A 24,025-nucleotide genomic window follows, 5' to 3' on the forward strand; every position below is an offset into this window, starting at 1 on the left:
ATGAGACACCCGATCCCCGACTACCTGGCGAGCCTGGTCACCGAGCTCGGCGCCGTGAACCCGGGCGAGACGGCCCAGTACATCCCCGTGCTCGCGGAGGCGGACCCGGACCGCTTCGGCATCGCGCTGGCCACCCCCACCGGGCGGCTGCACTGCGCGGGCGACGCGGACGTGGAGTTCACCATCCAGTCCGCGTCCAAGCCGTTCACGTACGCGGCCGCGCTCGTGGACCGGGGCTTCGCCGCCGTGGACCGGCAGGTGGGGTTGAACCCCTCGGGCGAGGCCTTCAACGAGCTCTCCCTCGAGGCGGAGTCGCACCGCCCGGACAACGCCATGATCAACGCCGGCGCGCTCGCGGTGCACCAGCTGCTCGTGGGACCGGAGGCGAGCCGGAAGGAGCGGCTGGACCGGGCCGTGGAGATCATGTCCCTGCTCGCCGGGCGTCGGCTCGCGGTGGACTGGGAGACGTACGAGTCCGAGATGGCGGTCTCGGACCGCAACCTCTCCCTGGCGCACATGCTCCGCAGCTACGGGGTGCTGCAGGACTCCGCCGAGGAGATCGTGGCCGGGTATGTGGCGCAGTGCGCCGTGCTCGTCACCGCCAAGGACCTCGCTGTGATGGGCGCGTGTCTGGCGACCGGCGGCATCCACCCGATGACGGGAGAGCGGATGCTGCCGTACATCGTGGCGCGGCGCGTGGTGTCCGTGATGACCTCCTCCGGCATGTACGACGCCGCCGGGCAGTGGCTCGCCGACGTCGGGATCCCGGCCAAGTCCGGGGTGGCCGGCGGTGTGCTCGGCGCGCTGCCGGGCCGCGTGGGGATCGGCGTGTTCTCGCCGCGCCTGGACGAGGTGGGCAACTCGGCGCGCGGCGTGCTGGCGTGCCGCCGCCTCTCCGAGGACTTCCGGCTGCATCTCATGGACGGGGACAGCCTGGGCGGCACCGCCGTGCGCTTCGTGGAACGCGAGGGTGACCGCGTGTTCCTGCACCTGCAGGGCGTGATCCGGTTCGGCGGCGCCGAGGCGGTGCTGGACGCGCTCACGGACCTGCGCACCGGTGCGGAGAAGCCCGGCACCGGGTGGGACGCCGCCGTCTACCCGCGGTGGCAGGAGGCCGCGGCGGACAGCGCGGCGCTCTCGGCCGCGACCGGCGGCGGGGCGGTGCACGAGGCCGCCGCCGTGGCCGCCCGAGACGAGAACGACGGGCCCATCCGCACCGTGGTGCTCAACCTCGCGCGGGTGGACCGGATCGAGGATGTCGGCCGGCGGCTGATCGCCGAGGGCGTGCGCCGACTGGAGGCCGACGGCGTGCGGGTGGAGGTCGAGGATCCGGAGCGCATCCTGCCGCTGGAGGAGGCCGCCGCCCACTGAGGCGGCGGGGCGGCAGGAGGGGACGCGGCGGTGTTCTCCGTCTCGCTCCCTTTCGTTCATCTGCTGTTCATGTGAGAATGGGCGGTCTGATCCCTTGATCCCCGTTCGAGGACGACCCCATGCCCCTTTCCACCCTCCGCGTCAGCCTGCCCTCCGTCCGCCGCACCCGCCCCGCCCCGCAGGGGGCCCGAGGGCGGATCGCGCACGCCGTCGTGTCCCGGCTGCGCCCGCGTCCAGTGCCGCCGGTGGACCGTCGGACCCGCCTGGCGTGGCAGGTCTCGGGGGCTCTGCCGCTGATCGGGTGCCTGACCTCGTTCCCCATCGGGATGTCCAAGGACTCCATGGTGATCCCGGGCGTCGGCTATCATGGCGGTTTCCCCGCGGGCTGGTCGCACGCCCTCAACCAGCCGGCGTACTTCACGTGGCTGTCCAACGCGCTGGTCGCGGGCACGTCGCTCACGCTGGCCGCGCGTCGTGAGGCGCCCACGTCGGACGCGTTCTGGGCCGTGCGCACCGCCGGCCTCGGCTCGGTGATGGTCACGGGGATCGTCTACAACGCGGTGCTGCGCGGCCGCGAACAGGACACCTTCCTCTACCGGTTCAACGACACGCTGCAGCACATCGTCAACCCCGTGCTCGCCCCGGCGGTGTGGGCGCTGTTCGACCCGCGCGGGCAGATCACGCCGCGGCGCGCCGGCCTGGCCTCGGTCATCCCGCTGATGTGGGCCGCGGTGACCATGGCGCGCGGGCCCCGCATCGACTGGTACCCGTACCCGTTCCTCGACGTGCCGCGGCTCGGCCGCCGCAGCGTGGGCGTCGTGCTCGCCGGGATCCTGGCCGGCTTCACCGGGCTCATGGGCGTGCTCGGCACCGTGGACCGCCGCCTCGGCCTGGCCTGAGGGGCCGTCCCCGGCGCTGGCGGCGCGTCAGTCGCCGCGGACGGCCTCGGCCACGGGCACGTCGCCGTCCACGAAGTCGATCTTCCGACCCACCGTGCCCGGCTCGCTGAGCACGGCCACGATCGCCCGGGCGACGTTGCCGCGGCTGGCCTCACGCTGCGAGGCGTCGGAGCCGGAGAGGTCCGGGTCCACGGTGATGCGGCCGGACGCCTCCTCCTCGGTCAGGGCGCCGGGGCCGAGGATGGTCCAGGCCAGCCCGGAGTCCCGCAGTGCCTCGTCCGCCTCGGCCTTGGCCTGCGCGTACGTGTAGAAGGGGTCGTCCTCGGGCACGTCGTGGTGCAGGGACGCGCCGAGGTAGGACACCATCACGTAGCGCCGCACACCCGCGGCCTCGGCGGCGCGCATGCTGGCGACGGCGGCGTCGTGGTCCACGGCCCGGGTGCGCTGGGCGTCCCCGCCGCCGGCGCCCGCGGAGAACACGACGTTGTCCGCGTCGCGCAGCGCGTGGAGCAGCTCCTCCTGATCCGCCTTCTCGATGTCCAGGACGAGCGGCTCGGCGCCGGCGGCGCGGACGTCCTCGGCGTGGTCGGGGTTGCGGATGAGGGAGACGACGTCGTGGCCGGCCTCCGCCAGCAGGGGTGCGGCGAGCAGGGCCACCTTGCCGTGGCCGCCGATGATCACGGTGCGGGTCATGGGGATCTCTCCTTCGGTTCGATCGGGTGCTGGACTTCCACAGTAGGGAGAGCCCGCCGCCGGTGCGAGGGTGGAGCGGCGCGCGACCGCCACCCCACTCCTCAGCTCTCCGCCTGACCCTCCCGCCAGTAGCCCATGAAGGAGACGTGCTTCTTCGGCACGCCGCCGGGGCCCACGCTGAGCCGGCGCAGGGCGCGCACCATCGCGGACTCCCCGGCGAGGAACACGTAGGCCTCGGGCCGTTCGTCGGCCTCGAGGGCGGCGACGGTCCACTCGCGCTCGACGGAGGCCGCGGGCGGCGCGACCGGCCCGCCGGCGTCGTCGGGGTCCACGCCCAGCAGGGCGGCGAGGCGGGCGTGCGCCCAGGACCCCGACGGCGCCCCCGGCGCCCGGCGGCCCACGTGCAGGCGCACGCGGCCCCGGTCCGCCAGCTCCGTCACGGCCCGCCAGTCCCACGGCTCGGGGACGGCTAGGCGCTCGGCGATGAGGTCGGCGGCCTGACCGTCGTGGGGCAGCTCGAGCACGAGGTCCGCCTCGCCGTCGAACCCGCCGAACGGGTCCGCGAGCTCCTCCGCCACGGACACCAGGGCGGGGACGGCGGTCTCGTCGCCCACGGCCAGCACACGGCGCGCCCTCGTCTGCCGCCACCCGGACCACGCCGGCGCCTCCGCCGAGGGCACCAGCACGTTCACCGCGTCCCCCGCCTGGACGGCGCGCGCCCAGCGCAGGCCCGGCCCCTGATGCGGGTCGGCGGGGTCGTCCGGGTCGCCGTGCAGCACCACGTCCACGGTCAGCGAGGGCACCTGCCGCCCGTCGAGCCGCACGAGCCCGGCCGAGCGCACCGTGTACGTGCGCATCCAACCGCGCTCCTCCTCGGGGATGGCCAGGAACCCGGCGCGGAACCCGGCGGACAGGTCCGGGTCCGCCGACGTCCCGCCCGGCGGGGGGATCAGCAGCTTCACATAGGAGTCCCGGCGCGGCCGCGCGCCCCGGTACAGGGCGTGCAGGTCGGCGACGCCGGGCGGCAGCAGTCCCAGCAGGTCCCCGCTGGCGGCCTCCAGGTCCGGGCCCGCCAGCACGATCCGCCGGAACCCGCGGCACGGCTGCTCCACGGACACCACGCGCGTGTGCGCCACGATCATGCCGTCGGCGCTCATCGGCGGTCCCCGGCCCCGCGCGGCAGCACCACGGGGTGGCCCAGCAGCGGGTCGGCCACCACGTCCGCGTCCAGGCCGAACACCTCGGCCAGCACCTCCGGCACGATCACCTCGCCCGGCGTGCCCTGCGCCACGACCCGGCCCGCGGCCATCGCCACGATGTGGTCCGCGCTGCGCGCCGCCAGGTTCAGCTCGTGCAGCACCGCGACGACGGTCGCCCGGCCCCCGCCGCGCGGGTCCGGGAGGGCGCGCACCAGGTCGAGCACCTCCACCTGATGGCTGAGGTCGAGGTAGCTCGTGGGCTCGTCGAGGAGCACCACCGGGGTCTGCTGGGCGAGCACGAGGGCGAGCCACGCCCGCTGCCGCTGCCCGCCGGAGAGCGTGCCGGCCTCGCGCTCGGCGAGCTCCACGAGGTCGGTGCGCTCGAGCGCCGAGGCGATCGCGGCGTCGTCGCCGGCGGCCCGGCCGCCCAGGAGCCCGCGGTGCGGGTGACGGCCGCGCGCCACGAGCTGCGCCACCGTCATGCCCTCGGGCGCCACGGGATGCTGGGGCAGCAGCGCCACGGTGCGGGCGTAGTCGCGCGCGGACACGCGGGCGGCGTCCCGGCCGAGCACCTCCATGCTCCCGGCGCGCGGGGCGAGCTGGCGGGTCAGGCCGCGCAGCAGCGTGGACTTGCCGCAGCCGTTGGCGCCGATGATCGCGGTGACGCGCCCGGCGGGCACGTCCAGGTCGAGGTCCTCGACGATCGGCGGTGCCGAGACCGGGCCGTAGCCGAGCGTCAGGCCGCGCAGGCGGATCGCGACGTCGTCGGCGGCCCCGGCACGCGGTGCGGCGGGGGACGGGACGGTGAGCGGGGGAGCGGTCATGCGGAGCGCACGCCTCCTGGGGTCCGGCCCTGGCGCAGCAGCAGCCAGAGCATGAGCGGGGCGCCGGCGGCGCCGGTGAGCACACCGGTGGGCAGGGCGGCGCCGGTGAGCAGGGGGACGGCCTCGCCGGCCACGAGGTCCGCGAGCAGCACGAGCGCGGCGCCCGTGAGCGCCGCCGCCGGCAGGGAGGGCAGGCCACGGGTGAGCCCGCGCGCCACCGGGGTGGCCAGCAGCGCCACGAACGCCAGCGGTCCCACGACGGCGGTCGCCACGGCGGCCAGCACCGCGCCGAGCCCCAGCGCCGCGGCCGAGGTGGGGCGCGGTCGGGCGCCGAGGGCGTGCGCGAGGTCCGGGCCGACGTCGGCGGGGGCCAGCCGCGCGTGCAGCACCCCCGCCAGCGGCAGGGCGGCCACGAGCACGCCCGCGAGCAGCGCGATGCGCCCCCACGTGACGCCGTTGAGCGAGCCGGCGATCCAGACGGTGGCCGACTGCAGGTCGTGCTGGGCCAGCGAGAGCATGGCCCCGGCCACCACGGCATGGCCCGCCGCCGCCACCGCGATGCCGGCCACCACGAACCGTTCGCCGCCCACCGAGCGGGCCGTGGCGAACACGGCGACCACCGCCGCGAGGCCGCCGATCAGTGCCGTGGCGGCGCGCATCAGGTCCGATCCGCCGCCGGTCTGCCCGGCGGTCGCCAGCATCCCCAGCACGACCGTCGCCGCGGCGCCCTGGGTGACGCCCAGGATGTCCGGAGAGGCCAGGGGGTTGCGCAGGGTGCGCCGGTAGAGCGCGCCGGCCGCGCCCAGGGCGGCGCCGGTGAGCACCGCGGCCACGGCGCGGGGCAGCTTCTCCTCCAGCACGATGAAGCTCGCTCCCGGGATCGTCTCCCCGGCCAGGATCCGCACGAGGTCCGGGACGGTCACCTGGTACGTGCCCCACACCACGCGCAGCAGGGCGAGGACCAGCACGGCCACGGCGAGGCCCGTGCAGGCCCCTCCGAGGCGGCGCCGGTCGGAGCGGCGCAGGCGGGCGACGACGTCGTCCGAGGCGGTGCGCTGGACGCTCATGCGGCCACCCCCGGGCGGCGCAGCAGCGCCAGCAGCACGGGCACGCCGAGCAGGACGGTGGTCACCCCGAGGTGGATCTCCCCGGGCGCCACGACGAGCCGCCCGGCGAGGTCCGCGAGGATCACGAGGACGGCGCCCCACAGGGCGCAGCCGACCATCAGGGCCCGCGTGCTCGGCGGCCGCAGACGGCGCAGCGCGTGGGGCACGAGCAGCCCCACGAACCCGACCGGCCCGGCCAGCGCCACCGCCGCGGCCGTGAGCAGCACGACCGCGCCCAGCAGCACCGCGCGCACCCGCTCCGGGCGCCCGCCCAGGCCGTGCGCGAGGTCGTCGCCGAGGGCGAGGGCGTCGAGCCCGGGGGCCACGGCGACGGCGGCGAGCAGCCCGACGGCGATCACGGGCGCCAGGGCGAGCGCCTCGCCGAGGTCGGCGCGGGCCACCGTGCCCACGGCCCAGAACCGCAGTCGGTCCTGGACCGTGGGGGAGAGCACGAGCAGCGCCGTGGTGCCGGCGGTGGCGCCGGCGGTGATCGCGGCGCCGGCCAGCACGAGCGCCATGGGGGAGGGGGCGCCGGGCGTCCGGCCCCTCCGCGTGGCGGCCGCCGCCACCGCGTAGCCGAGCGCCGCCGCGACCAGCGTCCCGACGGCGGCCAGCGCCAGCACCCCGAACGTGGAGCCGGCGACGCCGAGCGCCATGCCCGCCGCCACGGCCAGCCCCGCGCCGGCGGAGAGCCCGAGCAGCCCCGGGTCGCCGAGCGGGTTGCGGGTGGCCCCCTGCAGGGCGGCGCCGGCCACGGCCAGCGCCGCCCCCACGAGCGCCCCCGTCACCACGCGGGGCACGCGGGAGGCCACGGCCGCCGCCTCGATGCCCTCCGGCACGGGGTGCCCGGTGAGGATCGCGCCCAGGGTGTCGAGCGCCGTCGTCGCCGGCACGGTGCGCGCGCCGAGGGCGACGCCGGCCACGAGCGCCGCCAGCAGCAGCACCGCGGGCAGGGCGCCCATCAGCACACCCGCGCGGGTGCGGGCCGGGGAGGACAGGGCCGTGGACGGCATGGGGAGGGATCAGCCCTGCGCGGTCTTCGCGGCCTCGGCGATCGGCGGGACGACCTTCTCGAGCGCGAACGGGATGGACAGCGGAGAGATCGCGGAGACGGAGAGGACCTCCTGCTCGTCCGTCTGCAGGACGAGGGCGCCGGCCTTCACCGCGGGGATCGAGCCCAGCAGCGGGTCGGACTCGATGGCCTCGCGGACCGAGTCCTCGGCGGCCCAGGAGACGAACACGTCCGACTCCAGCTCGTCCGCGCGCTCGGGCGACCACGTGAAGAAGAACGCCTGGTCCTCCGGGGAGTTCTCCGTCACCACCGGCGCCTGCTCCATGCCGAGCAGCTCGAGGAACTTCGGGCGGTTGTCCACGTCCGTGTAGATGCTGATCTGGTCCGCGGCGGCGGGGTCGATGGTGCCGTAGACGAAGGACGCGCCCTGGAGGTCCGCGTGCTTCTCGCCCGCGTCCTTGATCTGCTGCTCGAGGTCCGCGATGAGCTCCTCCGCCTCCTGCTCCTTGCCGAGCACGCGGCCGATGACCTCCGTGGACTGCTGCCACGAGGTGCCGTAGGCGGGGACGTCCTTCGGGTAGGCCACGGTGGGGGCGATCTTCGAGAGGCGGTCGTAGTCCTCCTGCGTGATGCCGGAGTAGACGGCGAGGATGACGTCCGGCTTCACGGCGGCGATCGCCTCGGCGTCGATGCCGGAGGCCTCGGACCACTGCACGGGCTTCTGGGCGCCCTCGGTCTCGGCGAGCTTCGCGTCGAACCAGTCGGTGGACTTCTCCGCGTTCCCCCCGAACTCCACGGCGGCCATGCCCACCGGCACCACCCCGAGGGCGAGGGTCACGTCCTGGTTCACCCAGGACACGGTGGCCACGCGGGTCGGGCGCTGCGGGATCTCGGTGGTGCCGTAGACGTGCTCGATGCTGCGGGGGAACGCGGCGTCCCCGCCCGCGGCGTCCGACGACGACGCACCGGCCGACGAGGACGAGGCCGAGCCTCCGGCCGGGCCGGTGGAGCACGCGGCGAGCAGGAGGGTGAGGCCGACTCCCCCGCCGGCGAGGAGGGAGCGGCGGGACAGGGGGGACGGTGCCATGATGGTGGCCTTTCACGGTCGCGACGCGCGGGCGCCGGGCGGAGGGGGTCGGGTCTGCGGTCGGAGGATGCGTCGGCCCTGCCGGGCCGGCATTAGCAAACACTGACGTGAGGTAACTCCGGAAGGTTAGGGCAACCTAACGCCTCTGTGCAATCCCGGTGAGGGGCGTCGTCGGGGGAGGTCGGCGGGATACGGTGGCCTGGTGAGCCAGAACCCCCTCCCCGCCCCGCGCGGCGACGCGCAGCGCGGCGCCGCCGACCACCACGACCGGGTCTCCGCGATGTTCGACGCCATCGCCGGCCGCTACGACCTGATGAACGCCGTCATGACATGGGGTCAGGAGCCGCGCCTGGTGCGCCGCACGGTGGCGCGGGCCAACATCCCCGCGCAGGCCCGCGTGCTCGACCTGGCCACCGGCACCGGGGACCTCGCGTTCGAGGTGCTCAAGCAGCACCCCGACGCGCAGGTGGTGGGCGCCGACATCGCCGCCGAGATGATGGAGGTCGGCCGTGCCCGCGCGGGCGGGGACCGCATCGAGTGGGTCGTCGCGGACGCCACGGACCTGCCGTTCGAGGCCGGCTCGTTCGACGCCGTGACCCACGGCTACCTGCTGCGCAACGTCGCGGACATCCCGGCGACCCTCGCCGAGCAGTTCCGTGTGCTGCGCCCGGGCGGCTGGGTCGCGGCCCTCGAGACGTCGCCGGCGCCGGACAACGTGCTCAAGCCCTTCTCCTCCTTCTACATCCACCGGGTGATGCCACAGCTGGCGAAGCTGATCGCCGACCGGCCGGAGGCCTACGCGTACCTGTCCTCCTCGACGAAGGCGTTCCACACGCCGGACGAGGTCGCGGACCTCTTCGCCGAGGCCGGCTTCGTGAACATCGGGCACGAGACCCACATGTTCGGCACCCTGGCCACGCACTGGGCCATGAAGCCGGTCGACTGACGCGGGCCACGCGGCGCGGCGTCAGCACAGGGCGGCCCCGGTGGCGCCGCCGGATGCGTCAGGGCTGTGACGAGTCACGCTGATGTCCGCAATCCGAGAAGACTCTGGGCCGACCCGGCTGATCCGCGTAGCATGGGGCTCCGTCGAGGGGGGATCCGCGCACCCCCCGGCCTCCGGTCGCCGCCCGTCCGCCATCCCCCGGAACGGCGTCGCCCCTCCGTCGCGAGGCGCTCGTCCCCCGCAGCCCGCGACGTCCGCGTGGGCACCGTGAACCGTCTCTTGAACGTAGAGGAACCTTGTGAGCCCCATCCAGAGCACCACCGGCCCGTCATCCATGGCGGAGCTGAAGAAGGTCCTGCCCGAGCTCTCGCACCCGGACGGCGCGCCGGTGCGGGTGCTCGTCGTGGACGACGAGCCGATGATCGCCGACCTGCTCTCCATGGGCTTCACCCTCTGCGGCTGGGAGGTGATCGTGGCCCACGACGGCGCGACCGCCGCCGAGCTGGGCACCGCCGGCCGTCCGGACCTGGCGATCCTGGACGTCATGCTGCCGGACATGGACGGCCTGGACGTCCTGGATCGCCTGCGCGCCCACTGGTCGGAGATGCCCGCCATGTTCCTCACCGCCAAGGACGCGACCGAGGACCGCGTGGCGGGCCTGGCCGCCGGCAGCGACGACTACGTGACCAAGCCCTTCTCCATGGAGGAGGTGCTCATCCGCGCGCACCGGCTCGTGCAGCGCTCCGGCGTGGTCTCGGGCGGCTCCGAGGTGCTCGTGGTCGGCGACCTGGTGATGAACACCCGCACCCACGAGGTGACCCGCGGCGGCGACGAGATCGAGCTGACGGCCACGCAGTACAACCTGCTGAAGTTCCTCATGGCCAACGTCCGCACGGTGCTCTCCAAGGAGCGCATCCTGCAGGACGTCTGGGGCTACGACTTCGGCGGCCGCGCGAACATCGTCGAGCTGTACATCTCCTACCTGCGGAAGAAGATCGACGCGGACCGGGATCCCATGATCCACACCATCCGCGGCGCCGGGTATGTCATCCGGCCTGCCTGAGACCGCCGCGGTCCCGTCGGGGCACGGCAGCACCCGCCGCAGGCGGCCCACGTCGCTGGCCCGACGCATCGGCGCCGGCGTCCTTCTGATCCTGATGGCCACCATCCTGGCCTACTCGTTCTACGCGGCCGGCATCACGAAGGCCCTGCTGACCGAATCCGCCTCCCGGGACGCCTCCGAAGCATGGATCCGCGCCTCGGAGCAGCTGACGGCCCCCTCGCCGGGCGGAGGGGGCGACGGCGGCCCGGGGCAGGGGGACCTCCGCGTGCCGGGCACCCTCGGCCAGCCCGAGGGCACGGTGGTCGCGCTCGTCCCGCTCTCCGGTCTGGAGGAGCATCAGCAGGACGCCCTCATCGGGCACCGGGTCGGTGACGCCGGGGAGTCCGTGCCGCTCACGGCGCGGGAGGCCCACGACCTTCTGCACGCCCTCCGGGACCGGCCGGGCGGGCCGATGCTGGACGCCGTCGTCGGCGACGTCTCCTATCGCGTCCAGGCCCAGACCCTGACCGCGCCGGGCCCCTGGGTGGCCGCGGACCAGGTGCTCGTGGTGGGGGCGCCGACGGGCGCCATGTCCGACGTCACACGGCAGGCGCTGCTCGCGGTCGCCGTCGGACTGTCCGTCACCGTCCTCACCACCGCGATCCTGGTGACCCTGTGGCTGCGTCGGGGCCTGGCCCCGCTGCGCGAGGTCGCCGCCGTCGCCGAGCGGGTCGCCCAGGTGGACATGGCCCGCGCCGGGCTCGATCCGGAGGACTCACGCATGCCGCCTCGGCTCCTGCAGGGGCCGGACGAGGTGGCCGTCGTCGCCCAGGCGCTCGACCGGTTCACCGGCTCGGTCGAGGCGGCCCTGGAGCAGCGCCGCGTGCAGGAGCAGCAGATGCGCCGGTTCATGGCGGACGCCTCCCACGAGCTGCGCACGCCGCTCGCCTCGGTGCGCGGCTACGCCGAGATGATCGCGATGACGGAGGAGCTCTCCGCGACTGGCCGGCGGTCGCTCGACCGGGTGCTGTTCCAGGCCGACCGCATGGCCGCCCTCGTGGACGACATGCTCCTGCTCGAACGGCTCGAGTCCGTCTCCCGCGGCCGGGCCATGGGCCTGGCGCCCTCCGGGGAGGTGGCGCTGGCCGAACAGGTGGACCTGTCCGAGGTGGTCCTCGAGGGCGTGATGGACGCCCGCGCCGCGTGGCCGGACCACACGTGGGTGGTGGACCTGCCCGCAGGGGTGGAGCCGGGCACCCAGCGGTGCGTCACCGGCGACCGGTCGCAGCTGGCCCGCGTGGTCGGCAACCTGCTCTCCAACGCGGCCAAGCACACCCCCGTCGGGACCACCGTCACGGCCTCCGTGCGGCAGGACCAGCCCCGGCCCGGCTTCATGCTCGTCAGCGTCCACGACGACGGCGGCGGCATCCCGGCCGACCGACACGCCACCCTCTTCCACCGCTTCGTCCGGGGCCCCGGGAAGGGCCGGACGAGCGCCCCGGGCACGGAGCCGTCCACGGGTCTGGGTCTGGCCATCGTGCGCTCGATCGCGCGCAGCCATGGCGGGGACGTGACCGTGGCGTCCGAGGGCGGGTGGACGCGTTTCGACGTCGTCGTGCCCTGCACCCCGGGGCGCGCCGGGCCGGGGGCTGCGGGCTCCTGCTGCGGCTCCGCCCGGGCCGGCCGGCCCTGACCCCGGGACGGCAACCGTTGACGTACCCCCACCCCCCTGTACGTACGGTGCCTGTGTATGACCGAAAGGGTCGTCCGGGACTTCCGGCCGATCCACCCCGACGCCGGTCGGCGAAGGCCGCCGGTGAGAGGAGCACGAACATGACTGACATCCGCCGAACCGCCACTGCCCTGACCCTCGCCGCCGCCGTCGTCACCGGCCTCGGTGCCCCCGCCGCCGTCGCGCAGACCACGGCCCCGGCCACCGAGGCCGCCACGACGGCACCGGCCTCCGAGTCGCCCGCCCCCCAGGAGGAGGAGAAGGACGACAACGGCAACTGGGGCCTGTGGGGCCTGGCCGGCCTGCTGGGCCTGGCGGGCCTGGCCGGCCGCCGCAAGCGTGAGGTGCACGCCGAGCCCGTGCGCCGCGACCACCACGTGGGCGGCGCGCACCGCGACCATGACGTGCACCGCGTGGACGACCGCGCCGGCGACGTGCGCGCCGAGGGCGCGGACACCCGCCGCCCGGGCACCGGCGACGCCCGCTGACCCGACCCCGGCCGCCCCGAGCGGCCCGTGACCGCGCCCCCCGCCCCTCCGGCGGGGGTCGCGGCGCGTCCGGGGCGGGTCTCGAATGCGCCCGTCAGTCCGCGGTGTCCCCCGCCGAGGGCGCGGCGCGCAGCACCGCGTCCGTGAGGCGGTCCAGGGCCGCGGTCCCGGCCGTCCAGCGCTGCCAGTGCAGGTGCACGTCGGCCGTGCCGAGGGCCGGGATCGGCTCGAGGTCGGGGTGCCGGCCCTCGAGCACGCCCGGCGGGATCTGCACCGAGGGGAGCATGCCCCAGCCCAGCCCGAGCTCCACCGCCCGCAGATACGCGTGCACGGACGGCACCAGGTGGGTCGGCGGGACGATCGCGGGGCGGCCCCGGGTGACGCGGCGCAGCACCGTGCGCTGCAGGCCGTCGCGGGGGCCGTAGTCCACGATCGGCAGCGAGCCGAAGTCCACCCGGCCCCGCGCGTCGCGGTGCAGCTCCAGCAGGAAGGACGCGCACACCGCGTGATAGCGCATCGTGCCCAGCGGGGTGGAGGTGCACCCGGCCACGGGCGTGGGGTCGTCCGTCACGGCGGCCACCACCGCACCGTCCCGCAGCAGGACGGCGGTGTGCTCCTGGTCCTCGGACTGCATCTGCAGGACGACGTCGTCCCACGTCGCCGCCTCGCGCAGCACGGGCTCCCACCACGTGTCGAGGGAGTCCGCGTTGAGGGCCACGCGCAGCGGCACGCGCCCGCCGTCGCCCCGGCCGAGCGCGGCGAGCGCCTCGTCCTCGAGCGCGAGGGTCTGCCGGGCGAGACGGAGCATGCGCTCTCCGGCCGCGGTCGGCCGGACGGGGACGGTGCGGGCCAGGAGCACCTGGCCCACCTGCCGCTCCAGGGCCTTGATCCGCTGCGAGAAGGCCGAGCCGGAGATCCGCAGGGAGTCCGCGGCGGCGTCGAAGGTGCCGTGGTCGACGGCCGCGACGAGTGCGCGCAGGTGGTCGGAGTTCATGCGGTCCAGGGTAGGGGTGGCCATGAAGGATGTCTTCAGATCCTAAAGAAGATCGCGATGGCACGGACGTGGGACGGCTCCTATCCTCGCTCGGTGACCATCTTCGCCACCGGATTCCTGACCTACCTCGCCCTCATCGTCGCCATCGGCGCGCAGACCCTGTTCCTGCTGCGCCAGATCGTCCGACGCGACCGCGTGTGGACCGTCCTGACCGTGTGCTTCGTGGCCGATGTGGCGCTGCTCGTGCTCGGCGCCGGCGGCGTGGGCGTGGTGGCCGAACGCTGGCCGTGGCTCGTGCCCGCGCTGACCGTGGCCGGCGTGGTCTACCTCCTCGCGTTCGCCGTGGGCGCGCTGCGCTCCGCCTGGCGCGGGGACCGGACCCTCAGCACCGCGGCCGCGGACGGCGCGGGGACCGGGCACGGCCCCGACCGCATGGACCTCGCGGTCCTCACCGGCGAGCTGCCCCTGATCGACCCGGCGACCGGCCGCCTGGCCGAGCGCGAGCCGGCCGGGGCCGGCGTCGGGCGTCACGACGACGGCGCGCCCGGCGTCGGCGCCCCCTCGGGCGGCGGATCGGTGGCGGTGCGGCAGCGCGTGCAGCCGCGCCGCGTGGCGCTGGACCGCCCACAGACGCCGCTGCCGCGGATCATCCTGCTGGCGCTGTCCGTCTCCCTGGTGAACCCGCACGCCATCCTCGACACGGTGGTGATGATGGGCACCTTCGCGCAGACGTTCGGGGCGGCGAAGTGGGCGTACGTGGGCGGCGCGGTGGCGGCCTCGCTCGTGTGGTTCGCCGCGCTCGGCTGGGGCGGCACCAAGCTCGCCCCGTCCATGGACTCGGCGCGGACGTGGCGGATCGTGGACGCCGTGGTGGGCGTGCTCATGCTGGGAATCGCCGTGAAGGTGGGGCTCACGCTCCTCTGAGCCGCCCGGGGAGGATGATGGGGGCATGAGTCCTTCCCCCTCCGACTCCGCCCCCACGCCGACCGTCGCAGCCGGGGAGGTCATCCGCGTCTCCGCCGTCGTGCTGGCCCGCCCGGACCGCCGCGTGCTGACCGTCCGCAAGGCCGGCACCGCCATGTTCATGTTCCCCGGCGGCAAGCACCTGCCCGGCGAGGCCCCCGTGGACACCGCCGTCCGCGAGGTGGCCGAGGAGACCGGGCTGCGCCTGCGCCCGGACGAGCTGACCCGCCTGGGCGCGTGGGACACCGCCGCCGCCAACGAGCCCGGCGCCGCCCTGCACTCGGAGGTGTTCGCGCTGTGGCGGCCCGTCGCCCGGCACGAGGTCCCCGAGCCGACGGACGAGATCGTCGAGCTGCACTGGATGGACCCCGCCGCCCCGGCCGCACCGGGCGGGCACGGCGTGGCCCCGCTGCTGCACCCCGTGCTGGCCGCCGTCGCGGCAGCGCCCCCGTTCTGACCTCCAGGCGGGCCGACCGGCCCGCGCTGATGTCCGCACCGGCCACTAGCCTGGCCGGGTGACGTCGCTGCTCCGCATCCTGCGCTTCGCGCCCCAGCTCCACCGCCTCTACCTCGGCATCGCCGTCAGCTCCGTGCTGGCCGCGGTGCTGGCCCTGGCCACCCCGTTCCTGATCGGTGCGGCCACGGACCGGATCGTCGCCGCCGTCGCGGGGGAGACCGACGTGGCCGAGGCCGTCACCGCGGTGACCTGGCTGGCGGTCGCGTTCCTCGCCGTCGAGGTGGCGACCACCCTGGTGGTGAGCGTGGGCGGCTACTGGGGCGACGTGATGGCCGCGCGCATGCGCACCATTCTCTCCACGCGGTACTTCGAGCAGCTGCTGCACCTGCCCCAGCGGTACTTCGACACCGCGATCACCGGGCGGGTCGTCAACCGGTTGAACCGCACCATCAACGAGATCACCCAGTTTCTGCAGTTCTTCGCGAACAACGCGTTCACCATGCTCGTCACCACCGCCGCGGTGCTCGTGATCACGGCGTTCTACTGGTGGCCGCTGGCGATCCTGCTGGCCGTCGTCTTCCCCGTGTACATGTGGCTCACCGCGCGGACGTCCGCGAAGTGGCAGGTGTGGGAGGGGGAGAAGAACACGGAGGTGGACGTCGCCTCGGGGCGGTTCGCCGAGGTGGTCTCCCAGATGTCCGTGGTGCGGGCCTACAACCGGCAGGACCACGAGCTCACCGGGTTCCGCGACCGGTTCCTGCGGACCGTGGAGATCACCCGGCAGCAGTCCCGGTTCTGGCACGGCATGGACGCCGGGCGCCGGCTCGCCCTGAACGTGGCCTTCGGCGCGATGTACCTGATCGTGTTCGTCCGCACCGCGCAGGGCCTGTTCTCCGTGGGCGACATGGTGATCCTCCTGCAGCTGATGAACATGGCCCGGCAGCCGATCTTCTCCATGAGCTTCCTCGTGGACTCCGCCCAGCGCGCCGTCGCCGGGTCGAAGGACTACTTCGAGGTGCTCGCCGAGGAGCGCGAGCGGGCCGGCGGGGCGGCGCTCGCGGCGGTGGGTGCGGAGGAGCCGCGCGTGCCGGCGGAGCCGCGGGCCGACGTCGTGGCGGGTGCGCCGGACGTCCCCGCGGACGTGCCGGCCGTGCGCTTCGACGAGGTCTCCTTCGCCTACGACGCCGACGCCTCCCGCCCCGTGCTGGACCGCGTGTCCTTCGACATCCCTCAGGGTGCCAGGGTGGCGCTCGTGGGCGAGTCGGGCGGCGGGAAGTCGACCATCGCGCACCTGCTGCTGGGCCTGTACCCGGTGACGAGCGGACGCATCGAGGTGTTCGGACAGGACGTCGCCGGGCTGGACCTGGCCGCGTTGCGCGGGCGGATCGCCACCGTGTTCCAGGAGCCGAGCCTGTTCTCCGGGACGGTGCGCGAGAACATCGCCTACGCGGACCCCGACGCCTCCGACGAGCGCGTCCGGGCCGCCGCCGAGGCCGCGTACGCGCACCGGTTCGTGGAGGCGTTCGACGACGGCTACGAGCAGGTGATCGGCGAGCGCGGGCTGCGGCTGTCCGGCGGGCAGAAGCAGCGGATCGCGGTGGCGCGGGCCGTGCTGAAGGACGCGCCGATCCTCGTGCTGGACGAGGCCACCTCCGCGCTGGACACGAAGTCCGAACGGCTCGTGCAGGCGGCCCTGGACGAGCTCATGGTGGGCCGGTCCAGCCTGATCGTGGCGCATCGGCTCTCCACGATCGCCTCCGTGGACCGGATCGTGACCCTGCGCGCCGGGCGGGTGGAGGAGGTCGGCTCCCCCGCGGAGCTGGCGGAGTCCGGCGGGATCTACGCGCAGCTGCTCGAGCTGCAGAGGGCCGGCACCCAGGAGGCCCGGAAGATGCTGAAGGAGTACGGGCTGAGCGGGTGATCCCGGAATCTTCTGCGGATCCGACCCTTCCGAGCGCTGCGCGGCGGCCCAGAAGGGTCAGATGTGCAACGGATTCCCAGCGCGCGGCAGGACGTCCACGACGACGTCGGCCCGACGCCTCCGCAGGGCCTGTGGACAACCGGGCCCGCCGACGTCGGGAGCGAGCAGGATCGGGGCCATGCGCGTGCCCGGACCCTTCCCCGCCCACCTCCAGGACGCCCCGTTCACGCGGGCGCAGGCGCTGGCCGCCGGGGTGTCCGGGTCGCGGCTGCGCAGCCGGGACGTCGAACGCGTCGCGCACGGCCACTACCGCTGGATCGGCCCCGTCACCGGGGCGACGCCGCCCGCGCGTCCCCTCGCCACCGAGCTGTCCCGGCTGCAGGACCTGGCGGCGATGCGTCCCGACGTCGTGGTGACCGGAGAGTCCGTGGCCCGGTTGCTGGGCTGGCCCCTCCCGGACGACGTGAAGGCCCGGGTGCGTCCTACCGTCCTGCGGTCCCGCACCCGCCGGGTGCTACGGGAGCCCGGCGTGCGCACCCGGCTCGTGGACCTGGACCGCGTCCTCGTGCGGAGGGACCGGCTGCACGGGCTGCGATGGACCTCGCACGCCGACACCTGGTTCCACCTGGCCACCGTCCTGGACCGAGACGCGCTCGTGGCGGTCGGAGATCGGCTGGCACGGGAGGACGAACGGCGGGGGAAGGTCGCGCTGGCCACCCGCCGGGAGCTCGGCGCCGCGCTCGAGCGGCACACCGGCGAGGCCGGGATCGTGCGGGCGCGGGAGGCGCTCGCGCTCGTGCGCACCGGTTCCGACTCCCCGGCCGAGACCGAACTGCGCCTGGCGCTGATGGCCGCGGGGCTGCCCGAGCCGGACCTGCAGATCGAGCTCTGGGACCCGGACTACTCGCTGTGGCACCCCGCCAGCGCGGACCTCGGCTACCGGCGGTGGCGGATCGCGATCCACTACGAGGGCAAGACCCACGACGGCGCCGCGCAGGTCGGCAAGGACACCCGCCGGGACGCGGTGTTCCTGCGTCAGGGCTGGCTCAACATCCGGGTGGCGGGGACGGACCGGTGGCGGGGATTCGTCGAGACGGCGGGGCTGGTGCGGGCCGCGATCGCGGAGCGTGGCGGTCTCGACGCCGGTGGCGCGGAGGATCGTCTGCGGAACTGACCCTTCTGGGGCGGGAGCGGACGTCCAGAAGGGTCAGGGGCGCAGAAGATTCCGGAAGGCCGACGACGGCGCCGCGTCACGCGACGACGCACCGCGGTCGCGCTCCTACCATGACGGGATGACCGCACCGGATCCCGCCCCCACCGACGCCCGCCGCGCGGAAGACCGCTCCGCACGCATCGCCGTCACCGTCTTCCCGCTGCTGGTGCTCGCCGCCGCGCTCGTGGGCTTCCTCGCCCCGACCGCCGCGAAGACGCTGCTGCCCCAGGTCAACCTGTTCCTCGGGATCATCATGTTCGGCATGGGCCTGACGCTGACCCTTCCGGACTTCGGCCTCGTCGCCCGCCGGCCGCTGCCCGTGCTGCTGGGCGTGGTGGCGCAGTACGCGATCATGCCGCTGCTGGGGCTCGGCGTCGCCGTCGTGCTCCAGCTGCCGCCCGAGCTCGCGGCGGGCGTGATCCTCGTGGGCTCGGCCCCGGGCGGCACGTCCTCGAACGTGGTCAGCTACCTCGCCCGCGCCGACACCGCCCTCTCCGTGGCCATGACCTCCGTGTCCACGCTCCTGGCCCCGCTGCTCACGCCGTTGCTCACCCTGTGGCTGGCCGGCCAGTACATGGCCGTCGACGGCGGCGCCATGGCGAAGTCCATCGTGAACATCGTGCTCCTGCCGGTCCTGGGCGGACTCGTCGTGCGCCTGCTGCTGCGCCGCGTCGTCGACCGCGTGCTGCCCGCCCTGCCGTGGGTCTCGGTGGTGTTCATCGCGCTGGTGGTGGCCGCCGTCGTCGGCAACAGCGCCTCCCGCGTGCTGTCGGCGGGCCTGCTGGTGTTCGCAGCGGTGGTGCTGCACAACGGGCTCGGCTACCTGCTCGGCTACGGCGCGGCGAAGCTGTTCCGGCTGCCCACGCCCGTGGCGCGCACGGTCTCGATCGAGGTCGGCATGCAGAACTCGGGCCTGGCCGCGGGCCTCGCCGCGCAGTACATCTCGCCGGCGGCAGCCCTGCCGGGCGCCGTGTTCTCGATCTGGCATAACCTCTCCGGGGCCGTGCTCGCGATGGCCTACCGCCGTTCCGACGGCCGGCGCGCCGCGCAGGAGTGAGGGCCGCGGCGCAGGTCAGCCCTGCGCGGGCGGCTCGTTGATTTGGAACGTGGCCCCGGCGGGGTCCTGCACGGTGGTGACGCGGCCGAACGGGGAGTCCTGGGGGCCGTCCAGGACCGTGCCGCCGTGCTCGCGGATCACCTCGAGCGCGCGGTCCGTGTCCGCGACGGCGATGTACATGCGCCAGTACCCCACCGCGTTCGGCGGCAGCCAGGCCCGCGCGTCGCACAGGCCCGCGGTCGCGCGGTCGAACGGGTGGTTCGTCGCGTAGCGGGGGCCGTCGTGGGCCGCGTCCTCGGCGTCGGCCGCGGTCTGCGTGTCCTCCGGGGCGCCGTCGTCCCCCAGCGGGGTGGGCTGCCAGCCGGCCACGGCGCGGTAGAACTCGGCGGACTCGTCGAAGCGGGTCGTCATGAGCTCGAACCACACGGAGGTGCCGGGGGTGAGCGGCAGGTCATGGCCGGCCAAGGTGCCGGACTGCCAGAAGCCCACCACCTCGTGGCCCGGGCCCTCGGCCATGGCCATCACACCGAGGTCGCCGACGGGCATGGCGTCCACGAGCACGGCGCCGCCGTTCTCCCGCACGGCGGTGAGGGTGGCGTCCATGTCCTGTGTGCGCAGGTACACGGTCCACGCGGCGGGCGGGGCGTCCTCGCCGGTCATCTGCGAGAGCTGGTCGGCGTCCATGGCGCCGCCCACGGAGGCGCCGTCCTTGGTGATCATGCGGTAGTGGCCGAACTCCTCGCCGGAGTCGGTGAAGGACCAGCCGAAGAGGGCCTCGTAGAAGGCCTGCTGGCGGGCGAAGTCGGGGGCGGTGTAGTCGATCCAGGCGGGGGAGCCGGCGGGGGCGGCAGGGGCAGCGAGGAGGGTCTCGCTCATGCGGCTCAGCGTAGGGCGCGCCCGGGACCCCGTCACGAGGTCTCGGGCGCGTCGCCGGGGCCGCGGACCGGCGCCGAGCTGTGGGGCGCGGCTCGCACGCACCGCGCCCCGCCTGCTCACACCTCGGTGGAGGTGGCGGTGTCCAGGTTGCCGGTGGGCTCGTCCCCGAACACGACGCCCGGTCGGGTGAGCAGGGCGCGGGCGACGGCGACGCGCTGCTGCTGACCGCCCGAGAGCTCGTGCGGGCGGTGGCGCAGGCGGGTCAGGGCGGTGTCGTCCAGTCCTGTGATCTCCGTGCCGCCGATCCTCACGGAGCCCGAGGTCCGCGCGTCCAGCCCGGCCAGGCAGTGCAGGAGCGTCGACTTGCCCGACCCCGAGGGCCCCATGATCGCGGTGAACGCGCCCGAGGCGAAGTCCACGTCCACCCCGCGCAGGGCGTGCACCTGCGCGTCACCGCGCCCGTAGGCGCGGGTGAGGCCGCGGGCGCAGACGGCGGGCGCCGTCGTCGTGGTGGCGGACGACGACGGCGTGCCCGGCCCCGGCGCGACGGGGCCGGGGGTCGTGGGGGAGAAGGGGTGTGCGGGGGAAGAGGTGTCCATGGCGGCCACTCTCCCGCGCGGACCCGGCGGGGCGGATCGGAGGAGGGGACCACCTCCGCGGGCGGCGGGTCATGCCCGGGGATGAGGCGGGCCGGCGAGGCGTGGACCCGAGGGCGTCAGGTCCCCGCCGCCGGGCGGTGCGGGGTGGAGTGGGATGATGGGGACATAAGAGCCGACGCCCGCGCCAACCGCCAGGACCTGCTGGCGGCCGCCGGCCGTCTCATCGCCACCCAGGGGGCGGCGATGTCCCTGCGCGGGGTGGCGCAGGAGGCCGGGGTCGGCGTGGGGACGCTGTACCGGCACTTCCCCACGCGTCGGGATCTGCTGGACGCCGTGCTCGAGGACGTCGTGGCCCGCACCGGGGGGATCCTGCAGGCCTTCCTCGACGGGGTGGGCGGGGACGGGCACGGCGGTGGGACCGAGGCGCGGTGGCGGAGGCTCGCGGAGGACCTGGGGGCCGTGAACCTGGCCTCGCTCGCGGCGGCCCGGGACGACTTCGACCCCGCCGACCGGCCGCCCGAGGCCCTCATCGCCGAGGCCGAGCGTGTGATCCTCGAGCTCGCGGACCAGGTGGTGGCCGAGGCGCGGCGGGCCGGGCTCGTGGGCCCGGACGTGACCGGGGCGGACTACCTGTTCGGCCTGCTCATGGTCACCCGGTCGCCGGAGTGCGCGCTGCTGGGCCACGGCCCGGACCAGCGGCGCTGGCTGCTGGACACGTACCTGCGCGGCCTGCGGCCCTGAGGGCGCAGCCGGGTCAGTCGCCCGGGGCGTCGTCCTCCAGGACGGGGCGGGCGGTGGCCCACGCGACGGCGCCGGCGAGCAGGCCGGCGCCCGCGGTGAGTGCCAGGCGGAGCAGCCCCTCGACCCCCGTGAACAGGCTCAGGCCCAGCATCACGACGGCGGCCGTCACCAGCGCCACGAAGAAGGCCACGCATTCACTGTCCCGCTGCGCCTGCTCGGCGGCTGGGTCGGAGGCGCGGGACGTCGTCGGGGTGGGGTGGTCCAGGATGCTGCCGGTCATGGTGCCTCTCCTCCAGTGCGCGTCGGGCCGGGGCGGCCATCGGCGCGTGCACCCCGGCGGCGGACCCGCTGCGGGGCCTGCGTCCAGCATCGCGGAGGGGGTGGGCGCACCGGCAGGGCCATGAGGATGAACCTCGGGGCGTCCGACTCATACCCAGGTATGACCTGTGATTGTGCTGGCAGGTGCCTGGGGAGTGGCTCAGGGAAGGGCCCCGCCGCCCCGGCCGACCGCCCCGGCCGACCGCCGAGGCCGGCCGTTGAGGCCCGCAGACACGCCGCTACGACGACGGCGTAGCGGCGTGTCTGCGGGCCTCGACGAGGGGTGGGGCAGGGGCTAGGGCGGGGGCTGCAGGGCGTGCCGGAACGGCGGGTCAGAACTGCACGAGGCCCGCGCGGTGGGCGATGAGCACGGCCTGCACGCGGTCGCGGGCGCCGAGCTTGGCCAGCACCCGGCCGACGTGCGTCTTCACCGTGGCCTCGGAGAGCACGAGCTCGGCGGCGATCTCCAGATTCGCGGCGCCCTGCGCCATGAGCACCAGCACCTCGTGCTCGCGCGGGGTCAGCGACGCCACGGCCGCCTGCTGCTCCTCGCACTCGGCGCTGCGGACCTGGTCCGAGCGCAGACGCGGGGCCATGTGCGTCAGGAGCCGGCGCGTCGTGGACGGGGCGATCACGGCGTCGCCCCGGTGCACCGTGCGGATCGCGGCGAGCAGCTCCTCGGGCGGGGCGTCCTTGAGCAGGAAGCCGCTGGCGCCCGCCTCGATCGCGTCGAAGGCGTACTCGTCCAGGTCGAAGGTGGTCAGCACCACGACGCGCGGGGCGTCCGGCCGGCGCAGCAGCGCGCGGGTGGCCTCGATGCCGTCCATCTCCGGCATGCGCACGTCCATCAGCACGACGTCGGCGCCCGCCACGGACACCGACGCCACCGCCTCGCGCCCGCTGCCCGCCTCCGCCACGACCGTCAGGTCCGGCTGCGAGTCCACGAGCATGGCCAGCCCGGAGCGGATCAGTGCCTGGTCGTCCACCAGGGCCACGCGGACGGGGACGGTCTCCTCAGAGCTCATGGGGTCATCCTCTCAAGTCGGGCGGGGTGAGCGGGTGGGACGGGGGCGGCCACCCCTCATACCGCCGAGTACGGCAGGTGGGCGGACACGCGGTACCCGGCCCCCACGCGCGGCCCCGACTCGAGCGTCCCGCCGAACAGGGCCGTCCGCTCGGCGGCCCCCCGCAGACCCTGGCCGCTGCCCCGGGTGGCGGGGTCGGCGGCGGCGCCGCGGCCGTCGTCGTCGATCTGCAGGTCCAGGCCGCGCGCCGTCCAGGCGAGCGTGACGAACGCATCCGCGTCCGGCCCGCCGTGGCGCAGCGTGTTGGTGAGCGCCTCCTGCACGATCCGGTACGCGGCCAGCTCACCGCCCGCCGGCAGCGCACGGCGGGGCGTGTCGGTCTCCAGCAGGGACACCTCGAGTCCGGAGAGGCGCATCGTCTCCACGAGCGCGGGCAGGTCCGCGAGCCGCGGCTGGGGCCGGCGGCCCGGGGGCAGGCGGGCGCCGCGGCCGTCGGGGGCGGCGACGACGTCGGCGGGACGGCGGGCGTCGTCGTCCGTCACGCCGGGCACCCCGGCCACGGTCTCGCCGGTCTCGCGGAGCACGCCGAGCAGCTGGCGCATGTCCGCGAGCGCGGAGCGGCCGGTCTGGCCGATGGTCTCGAGCGCGGTGACCGCGAGCGCGGGCTTGGCGGCGGCGGCGTACCGGGCGCCGTCGGCCTGGGAGATGACCACCTGCAGGGAGTGGGCGACGATGTCGTGCATCTCCCGGGCGATGTGGCTGCGCTCGTCGGCGGCGGCGAGCTCGCGCTCCTGCCGGGACTGCACCTCGAGGCGGTGGGCGCGGTCCTCGAGGGCGCGCACGGCGAGGCGGCGGTTGCGCACGACGTCGCCGAACGCCCACGCGGTGAGCACCACGAGCCCGCAGCCGATCGCCATGATGACCATGGCCAGCGGCTCCGCGGGGGAGCGGACGGTGAGGCCGTCGGGGGTGACGAACTGCGCCGGGAACAGCCACACCTTCACCCCGTTGGCCACGCCGCCGACCAGCCCCAGGAGGAGCCCGGCCACGGAGACGCTCCGGGGCGCGTTCGCAGCGAGGTTGTAGACGGTGAGCGGCACCATCAGCAGGGACAGGCTGAACTCGGGCCCGGCGAGCAGGTGCAGGACGGCCGCGGCCGTCACGACGGCGGCCGAGGCCACCGGGCGCACCCGGCGCACGGCCCACGGCAGGACCATGCCGGCCCCGGCCAGGAGGGAGACGGCCGTCTGCCGGCCCTGGGGGTCCGGGGCGACCATCGGCCCGAGCGCGATCCACGGCAGCGCCACGAGCACGGTGAACAGGGCCGCGGCGGCCATCACGTCGGTGCGCACGGGGTGCAGGCGCGTCCACTGGTCGAGGCGGCGCAGGGGGTTCACGCGGGCCAGCCTAGGTGTTGTGGGGCATGAGGTTCTTGACATGGGTGCCGGGCTGAGATGAGACG

At 75.1% G+C, this 24,025-nt stretch carries 23 protein-coding genes and 1 pseudogene; 12 read left to right on the forward strand and 12 right to left on the reverse strand.

The features are described 5' to 3' along the window. Positions 1-1,371, forward strand: coding sequence for a glutaminase A (gene glsA, locus NR072_RS11285; protein ID WP_256837287.1), 1,371 nt, complete (start codon positions 1-3; stop codon positions 1,369-1,371). Between the two features lie 119 nt (positions 1,372-1,490). Next, positions 1,491-2,270, forward strand: a complete 780-nt coding sequence (locus NR072_RS11290) for a Pr6Pr family membrane protein (protein ID WP_256837288.1) — start codon at positions 1,491-1,493, stop codon at positions 2,268-2,270. Positions 2,271-2,297: 27 nt separating this feature from the next. Here NR072_RS11290 and NR072_RS11295 read toward each other — a convergent pair whose 3' ends face one another. The 6 genes from NR072_RS11295 to NR072_RS11320 form a co-directional block, all read right to left on the reverse strand. Beyond that, positions 2,298-2,963, reverse strand: coding sequence for an SDR family oxidoreductase (locus NR072_RS11295; RefSeq protein ID WP_256837289.1), 666 nt, complete (start codon positions 2,961-2,963; stop codon positions 2,298-2,300). Positions 2,964-3,064: 101 nt separating this feature from the next. Further along, a complete protein-coding gene (locus NR072_RS11300; protein ID WP_063189394.1) occupies positions 3,065-4,120 on the reverse strand; it encodes a siderophore-interacting protein in 1,056 nt (351 codons plus the stop codon). Continuing rightward, entirely contained in the window at positions 4,117-4,986 is an 870-nt protein-coding gene (locus NR072_RS11305) for an ABC transporter ATP-binding protein (protein ID WP_102708655.1), read from the reverse strand. Before NR072_RS11305 ends, NR072_RS11300 begins: the two co-directional genes overlap by 4 nt. Further along, positions 4,983-6,053, reverse strand: coding sequence for an iron chelate uptake ABC transporter family permease subunit (locus NR072_RS11310; protein WP_102708654.1), 1,071 nt, complete (start codon positions 6,051-6,053; stop codon positions 4,983-4,985). Before NR072_RS11310 ends, NR072_RS11305 begins: the two co-directional genes overlap by 4 nt. Then, positions 6,050-7,105 carry an iron ABC transporter permease gene (locus tag NR072_RS11315; protein ID WP_256837293.1) on the reverse strand — a complete coding sequence of 352 codons (1,056 nt, stop codon included), beginning with the start codon at positions 7,103-7,105 and terminating at the stop codon, positions 6,050-6,052. Before NR072_RS11315 ends, NR072_RS11310 begins: the two co-directional genes overlap by 4 nt. Positions 7,106-7,114: 9 nt before the next feature. After that, positions 7,115-8,191 carry an iron-siderophore ABC transporter substrate-binding protein gene (locus NR072_RS11320; RefSeq protein WP_155934040.1) on the reverse strand — a complete coding sequence of 359 codons (1,077 nt, stop codon included), beginning with the start codon at positions 8,189-8,191 and terminating at the stop codon, positions 7,115-7,117. 202 nt (positions 8,192-8,393) lie between these two features. Between NR072_RS11320 and NR072_RS11325 the strand changes: the two genes are divergently transcribed. The 4 genes from NR072_RS11325 (at position 8,394) to NR072_RS11340 (ending at position 12,399) form a co-directional block, all read left to right on the forward strand. Beyond that, positions 8,394-9,137 carry a ubiquinone/menaquinone biosynthesis methyltransferase gene (locus NR072_RS11325; protein ID WP_036314489.1) on the forward strand — a complete coding sequence of 248 codons (744 nt, stop codon included), beginning with the start codon at positions 8,394-8,396 and terminating at the stop codon, positions 9,135-9,137. 334 nt (positions 9,138-9,471) lie between these two features. Further along, positions 9,472-10,200 (forward strand): response regulator transcription factor, encoded by a 729-nt coding sequence (locus NR072_RS11330; RefSeq protein WP_036314541.1) that lies wholly within the window; start codon positions 9,472-9,474, stop codon positions 10,198-10,200. 94 nt (positions 10,201-10,294) lie between these two features. Continuing rightward, positions 10,295-11,872 carry a HAMP domain-containing sensor histidine kinase gene (locus tag NR072_RS11335; RefSeq protein ID WP_240968685.1) on the forward strand — a complete coding sequence of 526 codons (1,578 nt, stop codon included), beginning with the start codon at positions 10,295-10,297 and terminating at the stop codon, positions 11,870-11,872. Positions 11,873-12,012: 140 nt separating this feature from the next. After that, positions 12,013-12,399: a WGxxGxxG family protein gene (locus NR072_RS11340; protein ID WP_036314487.1), complete on the forward strand. Its 387-nt coding sequence runs from the start codon at positions 12,013-12,015 to the stop codon at positions 12,397-12,399. Positions 12,400-12,493: 94 nt separating this feature from the next. Here the strand turns inward: NR072_RS11340 and NR072_RS11345 are convergent, their stop codons facing one another. Further along, positions 12,494-13,417, reverse strand: a complete 924-nt coding sequence (locus NR072_RS11345) for an ArgP/LysG family DNA-binding transcriptional regulator (protein ID WP_256837294.1) — start codon at positions 13,415-13,417, stop codon at positions 12,494-12,496. Between the two features lie 69 nt (positions 13,418-13,486). On the opposite strand from NR072_RS11345, the gene NR072_RS11350 reads away from it, so the two are divergent. From NR072_RS11350 to NR072_RS11370, 5 genes are all read left to right on the forward strand, one after another. Then, positions 13,487-14,317, forward strand: a complete 831-nt coding sequence (locus tag NR072_RS11350) for a LysE/ArgO family amino acid transporter (protein WP_225348783.1) — start codon at positions 13,487-13,489, stop codon at positions 14,315-14,317. 25 nt (positions 14,318-14,342) lie between these two features. Further along, positions 14,343-14,813 carry an NUDIX domain-containing protein gene (locus NR072_RS11355; RefSeq protein ID WP_036336764.1) on the forward strand — a complete coding sequence of 157 codons (471 nt, stop codon included), beginning with the start codon at positions 14,343-14,345 and terminating at the stop codon, positions 14,811-14,813. 58 nt (positions 14,814-14,871) lie between these two features. Further along, positions 14,872-16,734 carry an ABC transporter ATP-binding protein gene (locus NR072_RS11360; protein ID WP_256837295.1) on the forward strand — a complete coding sequence of 621 codons (1,863 nt, stop codon included), beginning with the start codon at positions 14,872-14,874 and terminating at the stop codon, positions 16,732-16,734. A 178-nt stretch (positions 16,735-16,912) separates the two neighbouring features. Beyond that, positions 16,913-17,908, forward strand: coding sequence for a hypothetical protein (locus tag NR072_RS11365; RefSeq protein ID WP_036314481.1), 996 nt, complete (start codon positions 16,913-16,915; stop codon positions 17,906-17,908). Between the two features lie 118 nt (positions 17,909-18,026). Continuing rightward, the gene (locus tag NR072_RS11370) at positions 18,027-19,004 is read left to right on the forward strand and encodes a bile acid:sodium symporter family protein (protein WP_036382369.1); all 978 of its coding nucleotides are present in this window, start codon (positions 18,027-18,029) and stop codon (positions 19,002-19,004) included. A gap of 15 nt (positions 19,005-19,019) precedes the next feature. Here the strand turns inward: NR072_RS11370 and NR072_RS11525 are convergent, their stop codons facing one another. Together NR072_RS11525 and NR072_RS11380 are read right to left on the reverse strand one after the other, a co-directional pair. Then, on the reverse strand, positions 19,020-19,880 hold the full coding sequence (locus tag NR072_RS11525; protein ID WP_036382371.1) for a VOC family protein: 861 nt from the start codon (positions 19,878-19,880) through the stop codon (positions 19,020-19,022). Between the two features lie 119 nt (positions 19,881-19,999). Then, a pseudogene (locus tag NR072_RS11380) lies at positions 20,000-20,479 on the reverse strand (ABC transporter ATP-binding protein); the annotation flags it as partial. A gap of 144 nt (positions 20,480-20,623) precedes the next feature. Between NR072_RS11380 and NR072_RS11385 the strand changes: the two are divergent. Further along, positions 20,624-21,220 (forward strand): TetR/AcrR family transcriptional regulator, encoded by a 597-nt coding sequence (locus NR072_RS11385; protein WP_256837296.1) that lies wholly within the window; start codon positions 20,624-20,626, stop codon positions 21,218-21,220. Between the two features lie 13 nt (positions 21,221-21,233). Here NR072_RS11385 and NR072_RS11390 read toward each other — a convergent pair whose 3' ends face one another. The 3 genes from NR072_RS11390 to NR072_RS11400 form a co-directional block, all read right to left on the reverse strand. Further along, the gene (locus NR072_RS11390) at positions 21,234-21,500 is read right to left on the reverse strand and encodes a hypothetical protein (protein WP_020625619.1); all 267 of its coding nucleotides are present in this window, start codon (positions 21,498-21,500) and stop codon (positions 21,234-21,236) included. Positions 21,501-21,870: 370 nt separating this feature from the next. Next, complete coding sequence (locus NR072_RS11395; protein ID WP_036316208.1) at positions 21,871-22,563, reverse strand: response regulator transcription factor; 693 nt, start codon at positions 22,561-22,563, stop codon at positions 21,871-21,873. Between the two features lie 56 nt (positions 22,564-22,619). Beyond that, entirely contained in the window at positions 22,620-23,960 is a 1,341-nt protein-coding gene (locus NR072_RS11400) for a histidine kinase (protein WP_256837300.1), read from the reverse strand. Positions 23,961-24,025: the final 65 nt, after the last annotated feature.

Source organism: Micrococcus sp. Mcc89, assembly GCF_024519795.1.
GTDB lineage: Bacteria > Actinomycetota > Actinomycetes > Actinomycetales > Micrococcaceae > Micrococcus > Micrococcus luteus.

Excerpts from the sequence above, each read along its gene's own strand:
- glsA (WP_256837287.1), top strand. The coding sequence starts at position 1 with ATGAGACACCCGATCCCCGACTACCTGGCGAGCCTGGTCACCGAGCTC.
- NR072_RS11290 (WP_256837288.1), top strand. The coding sequence starts at position 1,491 with ATGCCCCTTTCCACCCTCCGCGTCAGCCTGCCCTCCGTCCGCCGCACC.
- NR072_RS11295 (WP_256837289.1), bottom strand. The coding sequence starts at position 2,963 with ATGACCCGCACCGTGATCATCGGCGGCCACGGCAAGGTGGCCCTGCTC.
- NR072_RS11300 (WP_063189394.1), bottom strand. The coding sequence starts at position 4,120 with ATGAGCGCCGACGGCATGATCGTGGCGCACACGCGCGTGGTGTCCGTG.
- NR072_RS11305 (WP_102708655.1), bottom strand. The coding sequence starts at position 4,986 with ATGACCGCTCCCCCGCTCACCGTCCCGTCCCCCGCCGCACCGCGTGCC.
- NR072_RS11310 (WP_102708654.1), bottom strand. The coding sequence starts at position 6,053 with ATGAGCGTCCAGCGCACCGCCTCGGACGACGTCGTCGCCCGCCTGCGC.
- NR072_RS11315 (WP_256837293.1), bottom strand. The coding sequence starts at position 7,105 with ATGCCGTCCACGGCCCTGTCCTCCCCGGCCCGCACCCGCGCGGGTGTG.
- NR072_RS11320 (WP_155934040.1), bottom strand. The coding sequence starts at position 8,191 with ATGGCACCGTCCCCCCTGTCCCGCCGCTCCCTCCTCGCCGGCGGGGGA.
- NR072_RS11330 (WP_036314541.1), top strand. The coding sequence starts at position 9,472 with ATGGCGGAGCTGAAGAAGGTCCTGCCCGAGCTCTCGCACCCGGACGGC.
- NR072_RS11335 (WP_240968685.1), top strand. The coding sequence starts at position 10,295 with ATGGCCACCATCCTGGCCTACTCGTTCTACGCGGCCGGCATCACGAAG.
- NR072_RS11340 (WP_036314487.1), top strand. The coding sequence starts at position 12,013 with ATGACTGACATCCGCCGAACCGCCACTGCCCTGACCCTCGCCGCCGCC.
- NR072_RS11345 (WP_256837294.1), bottom strand. The coding sequence starts at position 13,417 with ATGGCCACCCCTACCCTGGACCGCATGAACTCCGACCACCTGCGCGCA.
- NR072_RS11355 (WP_036336764.1), top strand. The coding sequence starts at position 14,343 with ATGAGTCCTTCCCCCTCCGACTCCGCCCCCACGCCGACCGTCGCAGCC.
- NR072_RS11365 (WP_036314481.1), top strand. The coding sequence starts at position 16,913 with ATGCGCGTGCCCGGACCCTTCCCCGCCCACCTCCAGGACGCCCCGTTC.
- NR072_RS11370 (WP_036382369.1), top strand. The coding sequence starts at position 18,027 with ATGACCGCACCGGATCCCGCCCCCACCGACGCCCGCCGCGCGGAAGAC.
- NR072_RS11525 (WP_036382371.1), bottom strand. The coding sequence starts at position 19,880 with ATGAGCGAGACCCTCCTCGCTGCCCCTGCCGCCCCCGCCGGCTCCCCC.
- NR072_RS11390 (WP_020625619.1), bottom strand. The coding sequence starts at position 21,500 with ATGACCGGCAGCATCCTGGACCACCCCACCCCGACGACGTCCCGCGCC.
- NR072_RS11395 (WP_036316208.1), bottom strand. The coding sequence starts at position 22,563 with ATGAGCTCTGAGGAGACCGTCCCCGTCCGCGTGGCCCTGGTGGACGAC.